The sequence below is a fragment of the Rufibacter sp. LB8 genome (assembly GCF_014876185.1).
Taxonomy (GTDB): domain Bacteria; phylum Bacteroidota; class Bacteroidia; order Cytophagales; family Hymenobacteraceae; genus Nibribacter.
This window is the reverse complement of the sequence record NZ_JADALJ010000001.1, coordinates 2688714-2703481: the sequence shown is the minus strand read 5'-3', so window position 1 is coordinate 2703481 and position 14768 is coordinate 2688714. Positions and strand designations below refer to the sequence as shown.

The following is a 14768-nucleotide window of genomic DNA, read 5'->3' as shown; positions in this document are numbered from 1 at the left end:
TCTATCAAGTAACTATAATTTTTTTGATAAAAAATTATAGTTTAAATATATTAAAAATTGGTATTTGAGTTTTTGATGTTTTTTAATGAAAAAAAACATCAAAAAATATCTTTTAGTAACCTTCTGATTTTTAAAACTGATAAGAGATTGCTTAAATTTTGATTTTCCAGGCGAAATTTTGGAGAAAAAGGTTCTGACGAAGCCATTTTTGAGTACCATAGCAGCGCTATGGTACTCAAAAATGGCTTCGTCAGAACCTTTTGATGCCGAATTGCAGCGCAAAAGATAAATTTAAACAATCTCTTATTTTCATAATCATTTATAAGCAAGGGTTAGATGTAATTTATTGCAATATTGTATGTGTAAAAGATTGTATCAAATTTGGATATATAAGAGGAGAGCCACTCAATCCTTGAATTTAATAGCTCTCCAAACTTTTTTTATAGGTTAAAAAATTAATGGTTCGTCTTGAAATGGGTTACTAGTTAAAATTCCTCTAGCGTCTTTTCTATGATGTCACAGCAGGCGTTGAGTTGTTCCTCTGTGATGACCAGCGGTGGCGCGAAGCGGATAATGTCGCCGTGCGTGGGTTTGGCCAGGAGGCCGTTCTCCATCAGTTTCACGCAGACATCCCAGGCGGTGCGGCCATCGGCGGTAGGCTGAATGATGACGGCGTTCAGCAGGCCACGGCCGCGTACCAAGGTCACCAATTCCGGGCGCTTGGCTTTGATCTGGTTCATGCGGTCTCTAAAGATTTCGCCCAGGCGCATGGCGTTTTCGGTGAGTTTCTCGTCTTTGATCACGTCCAGCGCGGCCACGGCCACGGCGCAGGCCAAAGGGTTTCCGCCAAAGGTAGAGCCGTGCTCGCCGGGCTGAATGCAGAGCATTACTTCATCATTCGCTAACGCCACAGAAACCGGCAACACGCCGCCAGACAAGGCTTTGCCCAGAATCAGGATATCAGGTTTTACGCCGTCATACTCAGAGGCCAGTAGTTTGCCGGTTCGGCCAATGCCCGTCTGAATTTCGTCAATAATCAACAGCACATTGTACTGCTCGCAGAGCGCTTTGGCTTTGGATAGATAGCCGTCACTGGGCACTACTACGCCGGCTTCGCCCTGGATTGGCTCCACCAAAAACGCGCACACGTGGGCATTTTCTTTCAAGGCCAGTTCCAGCGCATCTAGGTTGTCATAGGGCACCACTTTGTAGCCGGGCATATACGGCCCGAAGCCGCCCGTGCTGCTAGGATCAGTGCTGAAGGAAATAATACCGGTAGTTCTACCGTGGAAGTTATGCTCCACCACAATAATCTCGGCCTCGTGCGGCGGAATGCCTTTCTCTTTGTAGCCCCATTTGCGCGCCAGTTTAATAGCAGTCTCCACGGCCTCCGCGCCGGAGTTCATCAACAAAGCCTTGTCATAGCCAAAGAGCTCGGTCAAATATTTTTCGGCGGGGCCGAGTTTGTCATTGTAGAAGGCGCGGGAAGTAAGCGTGAGGTTCTGGGCTTGCTGCGTGAGCGCGCCAATAATGCGCGGGTGGCAATGGCCCTGGTTCACGGCGCTGTACGCACTCAGGAAATCATAGTAGTGGTTGCCCTCCACGTCCCAGAGAAACACGCCTTCGCCGCGGTTGAGCACCACAGGCAGCGGGTGGTAGTTGTGGGCACCGTATTTGTCTTCTAGGGCAATGGCTTCTTGGCTGGCGGTATTGGTGGCAGTGTTCATGCGTTTGGTGTTTGGTGAAAGTGGCAAGCCGATGTGAAAAACAGCAGGCCAGCTGTTTATGATACGGCAGAACCGTTCTCAGAGATAAAAGTAACGAAAACTCTTCAATTACAGATTGCATGCGTTTGTCACCAAGGATTATGTGTAGGAATCACCGCCAACCTGCTGTTTGAAGTGTGATTCCAAATAGCGGAAGCAATGCGTAAGAGACAAGGCGGTGCCTGGTCTCTACCACCTGGAAACCCGTTTTAGCCTCCATTTCCGGAAATGAGCCCCAAAACGGGATTGGCGGAGACACTCGTAGGAGCTGCGCGCACTACGAGGTCTTTTGAGTAACAGCAGTCGGGACCTCAACCGTAGAGACAAGGCAGTGCCTTGTCTCTACAACCGGCACAGGCATTTACCAGTTTCACCTCCATTTCCATTTTAGAGCCCGAAAACGCAATTAAATCAGTTCCAGAAACGCAGACTGCCAATCAACACGCGCCTTTTCCAGCCTTTCCATCGAGCGCCTCGCGGGTTGGCCTTGTATGGCAGCTGCGATGAAACAAATATCAGAATTGGCCAAGACGGGCAGTGCGAGAGGGGAAGGCGGGGCCTCGCGGCCGTGAGCGCTCGGAGTTAAGCTATGGAAAAGGCTGTCTTGTGGGGCAAGGGATGGAACGGGATTTTGGAAGGAAAGCAAACTGCATGCACAAAAGCTGCTAGAGAGGTAGACTCGGTTGTTGGTGATAACACCAACAACGGGGCGCATGGCAAGAAAACAGTGAAACTTAATCAACGCAACAATCATCGTTAGATCCTTCGACAAGCTCAGGATGACCGATGAAAGAAACCAAAGAAAGCTATTAGTTCTTAGCAATAGCGCTAAACCCTTATCTTTGCCCCATGGCCCCCAAACCCCTGCCTTTAGAACCCGGCGACGTGTATTTCAATGAACAGGGGTTGATGGTGTTCACCGAGCAATACCACAAACGCCGGGGCTTCTGTTGCAAGAGCGGCTGCAAGCATTGCCCCTACGGATTCAGCAAAGAAGCCCCAAAACAGCCCGGCAACCCAAGCAACGGTGGAGGTAAAAGCGGGTAAATTGCTTCTTGAGAAGGGATTGAAAGAAAATTTTAAGAGATAGGGTTGACATTGCGCATCTTTATGCGGATATTTGCATCCCTTTTGTAATAAACGATACTAACGATACAATGGCACGAGTTTGTGATTTAACCGGTAAGAGAACGCAGGTAGGTAACCGCGTATCGCACGCCAACAACAAGACCAAGCGTAAATTCTACCCGAACCTGCAGAAGAAGCGTTTCTTCATACCAGAGGAAGATGCTTGGGTTACTTTGAAAGTTTCTACGTCTGCCCTGCGCAACATCACCAAGAACGGTATTTCCGCCGTGTTGAAGAAAGCCAAAGAAGACGGTTATATCGTTTACTAAGCTTCAGCCATGAATTTCCTGCGACACCTTTGTTTCACATTGCTGGTGTCGCTGCCCTTGGGCGTGGCCGCGCAAAACACCGGCCCCGACAAACCCTCGGATTTCCTGGATAAAGAATTTCACCGGCAACGGAGAGAGGTCCTGCGGCAACAGCTGCCCCCTCGCTCCGTTGCCGTTCTTTTTTCCAACCCCATCCGGAACCGCGCCAACGACGTGGATTTCCACTTCCACCAGCACCCAGATTTTTACTACCTCACCGGCTACCGCGAGCCCAACGCTGTGCTGCTGCTGTTCTCTGACCAGCACATGGTCAATGGCGTAGCCACTGAGGAAATCCTGTTCGCGCAGGCCCGCAACCCGCAGGCTGAGTCCTGGACCGGCAAGCGCTTGGGCGAGGAAGGCGTGGAGCGGCACCTGGGCCTAACGCATGCCTTGCCTGCTACCGCCTTCGCCGGTTTTAAGCTGGACACCGCGGCCTATGACCAGATTCTGTTCCTGGAGCTTCCGCATGACGTCCGGAATGATCCTAACAACTCCGCTGATCTGTATGATTTGGTGGCGCAGTTCAAGCAGAAAATCGGGCTCACCGAAGGCAAAGATTTCGCGCACCAGGAGCTCTTCCAGATTATAAAAATGTACGATGCACAAGGCGGCGCCCGCGTGCAACAGGAAGTGCAGCGCCAGATGCGGGCCAATCCCAACCTCGCCAAAAATCCTACCCTCAACGCCTATGTGAATGCCAAAGACGCAGCGGCGCGCGCGGCCGTGGTGAAGGGCATGCCCAAAGAAAAAGCAGATATTACGTGGCTGGACGGCGCACTTTCTGAAATGCGCGAAGTGAAAACTCCGCAAGAATTGACCTTGCTTCGTAAAGCCGTGGCCATGTCGGCGATTGGGCAGGTGGAAGTCATGAAAGCCATGCACCCCAGCATGTCTGAGACCGAGGTGCAGGGCATCCATGAATTCGTCTATAAAAAGTACGGGGCCGAGTATGAGGGCTACCCCAGCATTGTGGGCGCGGGCAACAACGGCTGCATTCTCCACTACGTGGAAAACGAGAAGCCCAAACTGGGCACAGATTTAGTTTTGATGGACCTGGGCGCGGAGTACCACGGCTACACCGCCGATGTGACCCGTACCATTCCGGCAAACGGCAAGTTCAGCCCGGCGCAAGCGCAAATCTATGAATTGGTCTATGCCGCGCAGGAGGCAGGTTTCAACGCCTGCAAACCGGGCAACGCCTTCAACGCGCCAGACCAAGCCGCCCAGAAAGTAATGACTGATGGCCTGATCAAGTTAGGCATCATTAAGAATGCGCAGGAAGCGCGCCGCTACACCATGCACGGCGTGTCGCACTACATTGGCTTAGACGTGCACGACCGCGGCACCTACGGCCCTTTAAAACCCAATTCAGTAATCACGGTGGAGCCCGGCATCTACATCCCCGAAGGCAGCCCCTGCGACAAGAAGTGGTGGGGCATTGGCGTGCGCATTGAAGATGATATCCTGATCACCGAGAAAGGCTGGGAGAACCTGTCTAAAGGCGCCCCGCGTACCATCAAAGAGATTGAAGCCACTATGGCGCAGCCTAGCCCGCTGGATAATTTCAAGCTGCCGGTGTTGAAGTAGTATCAAGTAGCAAGTATCAAGTAGCAGGATTTTCTCTTGGCGTTTTCGGCTTCATTTTCAGAAACGAACCCGAAAACGGAAACCTTTTTAATCTAAAATCCTGCTACCTGATACGTGCTACCTGATACCACCACAAAAAAGTAGCAGACCTGTTTGTAATTCAAGAATCAAGGCTGTATATTTGCAGTCCTAAATAAAAATCAACTTCGCGATGGCAAAGAAAGCTAAAGGCAATAGAGTTCAGGTGATTTTGGAGTGCACTGAGCAGAAAAACTCCGGCGTACCTGGCATGTCTCGGTATATCACTACCAAAAACAGAAAGAACACTCCGGAGCGTTTGGAGATGAAGAAGTTCAATCCTTTCATGAAGAAAGTTACCGTTCATAAAGAAATTAAATAACCATGGCTAAGAAAGTAGTAGCAACCCTGAAGACCGCCACTGGTAAAGACTGGGCCAAGATCATCAAAGCAGTAAAATCTCCTAAGACGGGTGCTTACACCTTCAGAGAAGAGATGGTGCCTGTTGACCAAGTACAGGACGCCCTGAAAAAATAATTGCCTATATCGCATCCTGATATACCTATGAAAGTCCCACCTTACGCGGGACTTTTTTGGTATATTCCTATTTCACCAACACCCGCTTAAACTTCCGCCATGGCACTATTCGGTTTCTTCAGCAAAGAAAAAAAGGAATCTCTGGACAAAGGCCTTGAGAAAACCAAAACCAGTTTCTTTGACCAACTCAGCAAAGCCGTTGTGGGCAAGAGCAAGGTAGACGAAGAAGTGCTGGATGAACTGGAGACCGTGCTGGTACATGCAGATGTGGGGATTGGCACCACCGTCAAGATCATTGACCGCATTGAGAAACGCGTGGCCCGCGACAAATACGTAGGCACCTCTGACCTGGATAAAATCCTTCGGGAAGAAATCATGGACCTGATGGAGGAGAACAAAGGCGGCGTGGCCGCCGATTTCTCTTTGCCAGACACCGGTGGCATGCCCTACGTGATTATGGTGGTAGGCGTGAACGGCGTGGGCAAGACCACTACCATCGGTAAGCTGGCCTCGCAGTTCCACAAGGCGGGCAAGAAAGTAGTGCTGGGTGCCGGTGACACGTTCAGAGCCGCCGCCGTGGATCAACTCAAGATTTGGGGCGACCGCGTGGGCATTCCGGTGATTGACCACGGTATGAACACAGACCCCGCCGCCGTGGCCTATGACTCCGTGAAAAAAGGCGTAGAGATGGGCGCCGATGTGGTGATTATTGACACCGCTGGCCGTCTACACACCAAGATCAACCTCATGAACGAGCTCTCCAAGATCAAGCGCGTGATGCAGAAAGTCATTGACGCCGCGCCACACGAAGTGCTCTTGGTCTTGGACGGCAGCACTGGTCAGAACGCCGTGATCCAAGCCCGCGAGTTTACCAAAGCCACCGAAGTCACCGCCCTAGCCGTCACTAAACTGGACGGAACCGCCAAAGGCGGCGTCATCATTGGCATCTCAGATGAATTCAAGATTCCCGTGAAATACATTGGCGTGGGCGAGAAAGTAGAAGACCTCCAGATTTTCGACAAGCGCGAGTTTGTTGATTCACTGTTTTCTAAGAAGTAAGTAGTTGCCTTTTTCGGGCTCATTTCTGGAAACGGAGCCGAAAACGGAAATGTAAAATCATTGCTTCCCTAATCCTTTTTTGTCATCCTGAAAGGATCTTGTGGGCGAACTAGAAAAGCGTTTCCTGCTTCAAGTTTTCAACTTGGAGCCACCAATGCCGCAAGTTTTCAACTTGCTTTTTTTGCAGATTGAAAAGAGAAAGCGAGGAATGCGCACGTTGAGGCTGTCGCCTCACTGAAGGTGCAAACTTCAGAAAATAGTAGGTCCAAGTTGAAAACTTGAACCAGAGGAGAATTAAAAATGAATCAAAATTCAGGCTCTATAAAGCCTGAATTCAAATAAAACGGCACACAGTAAACCAAATACCCCAATTTGGTTGTTGCCACCCTAATCAAGATCACCTAAGACAGGCACGTGAAAGTAAGATCGCTTAAACAAGACAAATACAACGTTATCACGCTGGGTTGCTCCAAAAACCTGGTAGATTCTGAAGTGCTCATGGGCCAGTTGCAGGCCAACGACCGCCACGTGGTGCATGACTCGGAGAAAGACGACGCCAATATCATCATTGTGAACACCTGCGGCTTCATTGACAACGCGAAGCAGGAATCTATTGACACCATTTTGCGGTACGCCGATGCCAAAGAAGCCGGGGCCATTGACAAACTCTACGTGACCGGTTGCCTCTCGCAGCGCTACAAGGACTCTTTAGAAGCTGAAATCCCGCAGGTAGATGCCTATTTCGGAACCTTGGAATTGCCGCAGCTGCTGAAAACGCTGGACGCTGATTACAAGCATGAACTCATTGGCGAGCGTCTGCTCACTACGCCCAAGCACTACGCGTATTTCAAAATCGCCGAAGGCTGTAACCGTCCCTGCTCGTTCTGCGCCATCCCGCTCATGCGCGGCAAGCACGTTGACCGTCCCATGGACAGCCTGGTGAAAGAAGCCACGCGCCTAGCCAACATGGGCACCAAAGAATTGATTCTCATTGCCCAAGATTTGACCTATTACGGCTTGCAGCACTACGGTGAGCGCAAACTTGCTGAGTTGTTACAGCGCCTTTCAGACGTGAATGGCATTGAGTGGATTAGAATGCAATACGCCTACCCAAGCCAATTCCCGATGGATGCCCTAGACGTAATGGTAGAGCGCGAGAACATCTGCAAGTACCTGGACATGCCGTTGCAGCACATCTCAGACAACATGCTCAAGACTATGCGCCGCGGTATTTCCAAGCGCCGCACGCTGGAACTGGTAGATACCATCCGTCAGCGCGTGCCAGACATCGCCTTGAGAACAACCTTGATTGCCGGTCACCCTGGGGAGACGCAGCAGGATTTTGAGGAGATGTACCGTTGGGTAGAGGAAAGCCGTTTCGACCGTTTGGGTATTTTCACCTACAGCCACGAAGAAAACACGCATTCCCATACCTTGGTTGATGATGTGCCAGACGAAGTAAAACAGGAGCGCGCCGACATCATCATGGAACTGCAGCAAGGTATTTCCATGGAGATGAACGAGGAGAAAGTAGGCAACACCTACAAAGTCCTGTTCGACCGGAAGGAGAGTGGCTATTTCGTGGGCCGTACCCAGTATGACTCCCCGGAAGTTGACAATGAAGTGTTGGTGCCCGCAGACAGTACCTATGTGCGTTTGGGAGACTTCGCCCATGTGAAAATCACCAGTTCCACAGACTTTGACCTGTACGGTGAAGTAGTTGGAACTTCCGCTGCCGTAGAGCAAAAACATATAGCCATGCAGGAATCTATAATTCTTTAATCCCGTTTTCGGGCTCATTTCTGAAAACGGAGCCAAAAACGGAAAAAGAGATTCAGACCTCACAGGTTTTCAAAACCTGTGAGGTCTTTTCATTTCTGCTAAGTCCCTTGCTGGCCTAGTTAGAAATTTTCGCTGGCGCGAGTCTCCAGACTCATGCCCACGGATGTTGGGTAGTCTTCTGACGACCCTCGCTGTGAAACAGCGACTCTACGCATGGCAGATGATTCTCCCCTTGAGGGGAAAACCCGCATCTATGGCGCGGAAGTTATTTCCGTGACTTTTCCACATAAGCACGGAAGTAACTTCCGCGCTAAGAATACAGAAAACCTTAGCAGATGCAAACACTCCTCTACGCTACTCTCAAGGGGAGAATCCGCGTTTGGCAACTACTATCATTTTCCTGTTTTTGGCCCCATTTTCAGAAACGAGGGCAAAAACGGGAAAGGGAGAACAACAATTAGCCATAAGCAATCAACAATTAAACGGCAGTTTCTCCAACAATACCAGCAGCCGGCTGTTGCAAAACGTAGGTAGCACCGTATTCTGAAAATAGATTTTACCTTTGCACGGCTAGCCAATCATTTTGGGCCGCACCCACTGTATGAAAGTTTCCTGTATTGACTATAGCGCCACCGGTGCCTTCTCTTCGCTTGTGCTGGACTATCTGAACCAAGATGCCAGGCTCCAGCCGTTCTACGCCGCTTTTCCTGAGATTCCTGCCTTTAAGCAACTAATGCAGCAGCGCAACTTCCCGGCGGCGCAGCGGCAGGTCTTGGTAGAGGAACTGCAACGCCAATACCAAGGGTTGGAAACAAGCGCCGCGGTGCAGGAGAATATTTCGGCCTTGGCCGGAGAGCAAACGTTTACCATCACCACCGGTCATCAACTCAACTTGTTCACCGGTCCGCTGTACTTTATTTACAAGATTGTCACGGCCATCACCTCTGCCCGCGAACTGCAGAAAGCGTACCCTGCGCAGAAATTTGTGCCCGTGTATTGGATGGCCACCGAGGACCATGACTTTGCCGAGGTGAACCATTTCAACCTGTTCGGGAAGAAGTACGAATGGGAGCAAGAAGCCGGCGGCGCTGTGGGTAGATTGTCCACCGATGGCCTGAACGAGCTCCTGGATGCCATGCCCGAGCACTATCCGCTGTTTGAGGAAGCCTACACCGAGAGCGCTACCCTGGCCCAGGCCACCCGGCGCATTGTGAACGGATTGTTCGGCGAATATGGCGTGGTCTGCCTGGACGGCGACAGCGTGGCCTTAAAGCAAGCCTTCGCGCCTGTGGTGGAAAAGGAACTGACCCAGCAGCTGAGCTACAAAGCCGTTACCCAGACCAATGCCGCGCTGGAGCCCCACTACAAACCGCAGGTGATGGTGCGCGAGCTCAACCTGTTCTACCTGGACGAAAACCTGCGCGAACGCATTGTGCTGGAAAACGGTCACTACAAAGTGCTCAACAGCGGCATGGTGTTCACGCAAGCAGAAATGCTGGAGCAGGTGCATGCGCACCCAGAGCGTTTCAGCCCCAACGTGGTGCTGCGCCCGCTGTATCAGGAACTGGTGTTGCCCAACCTGGCCTACATTGGCGGCGGCGCCGAAGTGGCCTATTGGTTTCAGTTGAAAGGCATGTTTGAGGCGTTTGACGTGCCGTATCCGGCGGTGATGCTGCGCAACTCGGCCATGTACGTGACCAAACCCAACGCGCAGCGCCTGGAGAAACTGGGTCTCACCGTGCCGGAAATCTTCAAAGACCTGTCCGAGCTCAAAAAGCGCCTGGCTGAGTTATTAAATCAAGAGGAAATAAACCTTGCCGCGCAGCGCGAAGCCGTGGAAGCCGCTTTCAGACAAGTAGAGGAACTGGCCCAAACCATTGACCCTACCCTGGTGAAAGCCGTGGGTGCCGAAGGCCAGAAAGCGCAGAACAGTTTCCAGATGTTGGAGAAGAAGCTCAACAAGGCCATTGAAAGCAAGAATGACACGGCCTACAATCAACTGGCCAACCTCAAGGAAAAGCTATTCCCCACGGGCGTGTTGCAAGAGCGCGTAGACAACCTGCTTACCTACCAGACCAACAACCCTCAGTTTATCCAAGCCTTGGTAGACGCGTTTGAACCGTTCGCGTTTACGTTTACTGTACTGGAGGAGGAATAGCATGGCATTGAAGGCATACCTGCGGAAAGAGTACCTGGCCCGGCGCAAACGCCTGTCGGCAGAAGAACTCGCACAGCAAAGCCAACAGATCGCTGACCTATTCTTCGCGCACTATGCTCCAACCCAGGGCGGGTCGGTACACACATTTCTGCCCATCAAGAAGCACCATGAACTAGACACGTGGCTCATTGTACGAAAACTTTGGGCCGAATTTCCGCAGACGCAGGTGGTGGTGCCGGTTGCCAACCCGGTTGATTTCTCCATGACCCATTTCCACCTGAACCCAGACACCGGGCTGCAGGAGAACCGGTGGGGCATTCCGGAGCCGGTGAATTCACTGCCCGTGCCGGAGTCTGAGATGACCACTGTGCTGGTGCCATTGCTTTGTTTCGACCAGCAAGGCCACCGCGTGGGCTACGGCAAAGGGTTTTATGACCGTTTCCTGGCGCTAATTCCGGCCTCCAGCCAGAAAATAGGCCTTTCATTAACGCCCCCGGTAGACGTGATTGATGACGCCGAAGCCAGTGATTTCACCTTAGACGCGGTGATTACGCCAGAGAAAATCTACACTTTTTCCTGAGTCCAAATCCCTTCTCATTTCTTTCTTCTTCCGTTTTTAAGGGTTCTACCGCTTCAGAGCATGTTTAAATTTCTATTTTGCCAGCGAAAACTGGCATCAAAAGAACCTGGCATCGCCTTTTTCTCTCACCGTAGCGCTGCTACGCTGCTCAAAAAAGGCTTCGCCAGAACCTTTCGCTCCCAGTTTTCGCTGGCAAAATAGAAATTTAAACAAGCTCTCAGGGATTTTATCTCCTGCAGAATGGTAAGCACTATTATTGCTTTTCGCCTTCCAGAAAAATTTGCGGGCTGCTGAACCTCTACTCTGAGATTCAGTCACTAGAATTCCTTTGTCTTATTTCCGTTTTTGGGCTCATTTCTGGAAATGGAGCGAAAAACGGACGCGTACTTTTTCTAAAGAGGGCGGTGCGTGCCGGAAAGATTTGCCAGGGCAGGTGGCAAGTGGTAGAAACCAGACCCGGTAGGAGTCAGGATGTTACCTCTATGTTATTATTTTTTTTAATTAAGTGTAGGAGTTGCTGTATTTTCTTGCTATAATTCATCGCAAATAGCACCGTTCCGCCCATTTCTAACAAACCAACTTTACACTTTTAACTACAAACAAAGCATGAAAAAAACATTACTCATTTTATTGACGCTTCTATCCTCGTTGAGCATTGCGTATGCCCAGCAGCGGGAGGTGAGCGGCAGGGTAACCGCCTCAGATGACGGTACCGGGTTGCCGGGCGTGAGCGTGGTAGTGAAAGGAACCACCTTGGGAACTTCCACAGACGCCAACGGTGAATTCAGACTGCGCGTGCCAGATGAAGCCGCCGTGCTGGTGGTGAGTTACCTGGGCTATATTACCCGCGAACTGCCGGTGGCCGGGCAATCTACCTTTACCGTGGCCCTTACCCCAGACAGCAAACAGCTGAACGAAGTAGTGGTGACCGCCCTGGGCATTCAGCGCAGCGAGCGCTCTCTGGGTTACTCCACCCAAGAGGTGAGAGGCGATAACCTTACCCTTACCAAAGAGCAGAACGTATTGGGTTCCTTGGCTGGTAAAGTAGCCGGGGTGCAGGTGGTGGGCTCTTCTGGGGCCAGCATGGGCGGTACCCAAAAGTTATCTATCAGAGGCGTTAACTCTGTGAACGGGGCTACCCCTCCGTTGATTGTGGTTGATGGAACCCCTATTTCTAATGCCAACTTCGCCGGTGACGCCGGGGCTGACTTCGGTAACCTGGGCCAGGACATCAACCCAGAAGATATTGAGTCTGTGAACGTTTTGAAAGGACCGGCGGCTTCTGCGCTGTACGGTTTGAGAGGGCAATACGGGGTGATCATGATCACTACTAAGAAAGGCGCGAAAGGTGCCAAAAAAGTAACCGTACAACTGAACTCAGCCTTCTCCATTGAAAAAGCCGGTAACTTCCTGCCCTTGCAGAACCTATACGGCGGTGGCTCCAAGCAAACCTGGAACGTGTTGCCCAACGGTCAGAAAGTGGTGCAGTTAGACGTAGATGAAAGCTGGGGCCCTAAAATGGATGGAACACCCGCGCGCCAGTTCTACAGCTTCTTCCCACAAGACCCTGACTTTGGCAAGGAGACGCCTTTTGTGGCGCACCCAGACAACATCAGAGACTATTATGAGACCGGTACCAACCTGAACAACGGCTTGACCATTACCGGCGGCGGCGAGAACACCAACTTCCGGTTAAGCTTCAATGACACCAGAATTGAAGGTGTGGAGCCCAACACCTGGTTAAGAAGAAACAACGTGGGCGTGAGCGCCGGCATTGACGTGAGCAAAAAGCTGAACTTCTCTGCCAACGTGAACATTGCCACCAACAGCGCCCAACGCCCAAGCCAGGGCTCAGAGTTGGGTTCGCGCTACACCACCCAGTGGTTCCAGCGCAACGTGGACATGAAGCGCCTGAAAAATTACAAATATGATGACGGTACCATTCTGCAGTGGAACATTAGAGCCGTTCCGTTGACAGGTACCAGCGCCGGGGTAGTTTCTAACTTCAAAGGCCTGTACTGGAATAACCCATATTTTGAGGCCTATGAGAACCCTGTGACTGACAGCAGAGACCGTATGTTTGGAGATGTAGGTCTGACCTACACCGTGTTGCCAGCCTTGAAACTGAGCGGCTTTGTACGCGGCGACTTGTTCACCCAAAACATTGAGTCACGCATTGGGGCCGGCGGGCAAGAGCCTTTGCCAGCGTTCTCTACCGGTAAATACCAGGGTAAGCAGATGAACTATGAGTTCCTGGCGCAGTATGACAAAGAGTGGGGTGCCCTCTCTTTGAACGCCAACGTGGGTGCTAACTTGTTCACAGACCATTACACCTACTTGAGCATGTCAACGGTGGGTGGCCTTTCTGTACCGGGCTTCTACAACATTGGCGCCTCCGTTGACAGACCATCTACTACCTCTTTTCTGCGCAGAAAAGAAGTGCGCAGTGTGTACGGTATGGTTTCTTTGGGGTACAATGACACCTATTTCTTAGATGCGTCTATCAGAAATGACATTTCTTCTGCCCTGCCAAAAGACAACAACTCTTATTTCTACCCTTCTGTTTCAGGTTCATTTGTATTTAGTGAACTGTTAGACTGGAGCCCGCTTTCATTTGGTAAAGTACGTGTGAGTTATGCCCAGGCCGGTTCTGACTTAAGTCCTTATCAAACTACTGCCTTCTACAGCACAGGTACGGTTTATAATACGGGTACTTCAAACGTAAATACCCTGTCAGTGCCAGACAACCTGAACAACCCGCTCTTGAAGCCAGCTTTCGCGCACTCCTATGAGGCCGGTATTGACTTGAAGTTCTTGCAAAACCGTTTGGGGGTTGACCTGACATTTTATCAGCAGAAGAATAAAAACCAGGTGTTGCCTCTGACAGTTTCAGGCGCTAGTGGCTACGGTTCAACTACCATCAATGCCGGTCTGATCCAGAACAAAGGGATTGAACTTACCTTGACCGGTTCCCCTATCAAAAAGGATAATATTTCATGGGACATGACGTTCAACATTTCCAGAAATATTAACGAAGTGGTGGAACTGGCTGAAGGAAGCCAGGTGCTCCCGTATGACAATACTACCTATTCCTCTACTACCAGTTACATTAACTCTTATGTAGGGCAGGCCTTTGGCGTTTTGGTAGGGCAGTCATATCAGCGTGATGCCGCTACCGGTAAAATTTTGATGAATGGCTCTGGTATTCCGTTGTTCACAGATGCAACTTATAACTTTGGGAGCGTGTTGCCAGATTACACCGGCGGTTTACAGAACACCGTGAGACTCTGGAAGTTTGACGTATCTGCCATGATTGACTACCAGATTGGCGGTCAGTTCTTTAGCCGCACTAAAATGCTGGCCATGAGAACCGGACAAGACGCAGAGACGGTGGCCATGAATGACCGCGGTAAGAACGTACGGGACCCTGTTGCCGAAGGCGGTGGCGTTAGAGTAGACGGCGTGTACGGACCCAACACCGTCATTAACGGGGTGAACGTGAGCGGCCAGTCTGCCACTGTGTATGTGAACCCACAAACCTATTACGGCACCGTGGCCAGACGTATTTATGATGACTGGTTGTATGATGCCTCTTACGTGAAACTGAGAGAAGTACGTTTGGGCTACACCTTAGAGAAATCTGTGCTGGGCAAACTGCCGTTTGAGCGTGTTGGTCTGGCCTTTATTGCCCGCAACGTGGCGCAACTGTGGCAAGATGCCCCCAAAGGCTTAGATCCGTCAGAACTGTCTGCTGGTAGCCAGGGCATTAGCTGGTATGAGTCTGGCCAGTTGACCACGGTTAGATCCTATGGGGTAAACCTTAACATCACCTTTTAATTGAG

12 protein-coding genes are annotated in these 14768 nt (G+C 50.9%); 11 read left to right on the top strand and 1 reads right to left on the bottom strand.

The window, feature by feature from the left end; genetic code table 11:
- Positions 1-485: 485 nt before the first annotated feature.
- Positions 486-1727 (bottom strand): ornithine--oxo-acid transaminase, encoded by a 1242-nt coding sequence (gene rocD / locus IMY23_RS11375; protein ID WP_192822199.1) that lies wholly within the window; start codon positions 1725-1727, stop codon positions 486-488.
- A gap of 628 nt (positions 1728-2355) precedes the next feature.
- Here rocD and IMY23_RS11370 point away from each other — a divergent pair.
- The 11 genes from IMY23_RS11370 to IMY23_RS11320 all read left to right on the top strand — a co-directional run bounded on the left by IMY23_RS11370 (position 2356) and on the right by IMY23_RS11320 (position 14763).
- Positions 2356-2526, top strand: coding sequence for a hypothetical protein (locus IMY23_RS11370; RefSeq protein ID WP_192822198.1), 171 nt, complete (start codon positions 2356-2358; stop codon positions 2524-2526).
- Positions 2527-2615: 89 nt separating this feature from the next.
- Complete coding sequence (locus IMY23_RS11365) at positions 2616-2813, top strand: DUF5522 domain-containing protein (RefSeq protein ID WP_192822197.1); 198 nt, start codon at positions 2616-2618, stop codon at positions 2811-2813.
- A gap of 110 nt (positions 2814-2923) precedes the next feature.
- Positions 2924-3163, top strand: a complete 240-nt coding sequence (gene rpmB / locus IMY23_RS11360) for a 50S ribosomal protein L28 (RefSeq protein WP_192822196.1) — start codon at positions 2924-2926, stop codon at positions 3161-3163.
- Positions 3164-3172: 9 nt separating this feature from the next.
- Positions 3173-4792, top strand: a complete 1620-nt coding sequence (locus IMY23_RS11355; protein ID WP_192822195.1) for an aminopeptidase P N-terminal domain-containing protein — start codon at positions 3173-3175, stop codon at positions 4790-4792.
- A gap of 211 nt (positions 4793-5003) precedes the next feature.
- A complete protein-coding gene (gene rpmG / locus IMY23_RS11350) occupies positions 5004-5192 on the top strand; it encodes a 50S ribosomal protein L33 (protein WP_062543030.1) in 189 nt (62 codons plus the stop codon).
- A 2-nt stretch (positions 5193-5194) separates the two neighbouring features.
- Positions 5195-5347: a DUF4295 domain-containing protein gene (locus IMY23_RS11345; protein ID WP_192822194.1), complete on the top strand. Its 153-nt coding sequence runs from the start codon at positions 5195-5197 to the stop codon at positions 5345-5347.
- A 99-nt stretch (positions 5348-5446) separates the two neighbouring features.
- Entirely contained in the window at positions 5447-6406 is a 960-nt protein-coding gene (gene ftsY, locus IMY23_RS11340; protein WP_192822193.1) for a signal recognition particle-docking protein FtsY, read from the top strand.
- A 414-nt stretch (positions 6407-6820) separates the two neighbouring features.
- Positions 6821-8188, top strand: coding sequence for a 30S ribosomal protein S12 methylthiotransferase RimO (gene rimO, locus IMY23_RS11335; RefSeq protein ID WP_192822192.1), 1368 nt, complete (start codon positions 6821-6823; stop codon positions 8186-8188).
- Positions 8189-8789: 601 nt separating this feature from the next.
- Entirely contained in the window at positions 8790-10346 is a 1557-nt protein-coding gene (gene bshC, locus IMY23_RS11330) for a bacillithiol biosynthesis cysteine-adding enzyme BshC (RefSeq protein ID WP_192822191.1), read from the top strand.
- A 1-nt stretch (position 10347) separates the two neighbouring features.
- Positions 10348-10926, top strand: a complete 579-nt coding sequence (locus IMY23_RS11325) for a 5-formyltetrahydrofolate cyclo-ligase (RefSeq protein ID WP_192822190.1) — start codon at positions 10348-10350, stop codon at positions 10924-10926.
- 606 nt (positions 10927-11532) lie between these two features.
- Positions 11533-14763 (top strand): SusC/RagA family TonB-linked outer membrane protein, encoded by a 3231-nt coding sequence (locus tag IMY23_RS11320; protein ID WP_192822189.1) that lies wholly within the window; start codon positions 11533-11535, stop codon positions 14761-14763.
- Positions 14764-14768: the final 5 nt, after the last annotated feature.

Excerpts from the sequence above, each read along its gene's own strand:
- ftsY (WP_192822193.1), top strand. The coding sequence starts at position 5,447 with ATGGCACTATTCGGTTTCTTCAGCAAAGAAAAAAAGGAATCTCTGGAC.
- IMY23_RS11370 (WP_192822198.1), top strand. The coding sequence starts at position 2,356 with ATGGAAAAGGCTGTCTTGTGGGGCAAGGGATGGAACGGGATTTTGGAA.
- IMY23_RS11355 (WP_192822195.1), top strand. The coding sequence starts at position 3,173 with ATGAATTTCCTGCGACACCTTTGTTTCACATTGCTGGTGTCGCTGCCC.
- IMY23_RS11365 (WP_192822197.1), top strand. The coding sequence starts at position 2,616 with ATGGCCCCCAAACCCCTGCCTTTAGAACCCGGCGACGTGTATTTCAAT.
- bshC (WP_192822191.1), top strand. The coding sequence starts at position 8,790 with ATGAAAGTTTCCTGTATTGACTATAGCGCCACCGGTGCCTTCTCTTCG.
- IMY23_RS11325 (WP_192822190.1), top strand. The coding sequence starts at position 10,348 with ATGGCATTGAAGGCATACCTGCGGAAAGAGTACCTGGCCCGGCGCAAA.
- rpmG (WP_062543030.1), top strand. The coding sequence starts at position 5,004 with ATGGCAAAGAAAGCTAAAGGCAATAGAGTTCAGGTGATTTTGGAGTGC.
- rpmB (WP_192822196.1), top strand. The coding sequence starts at position 2,924 with ATGGCACGAGTTTGTGATTTAACCGGTAAGAGAACGCAGGTAGGTAAC.
- IMY23_RS11320 (WP_192822189.1), top strand. The coding sequence starts at position 11,533 with ATGAAAAAAACATTACTCATTTTATTGACGCTTCTATCCTCGTTGAGC.
- IMY23_RS11345 (WP_192822194.1), top strand. The coding sequence starts at position 5,195 with ATGGCTAAGAAAGTAGTAGCAACCCTGAAGACCGCCACTGGTAAAGAC.
- rocD (WP_192822199.1), bottom strand. The coding sequence starts at position 1,727 with ATGAACACTGCCACCAATACCGCCAGCCAAGAAGCCATTGCCCTAGAA.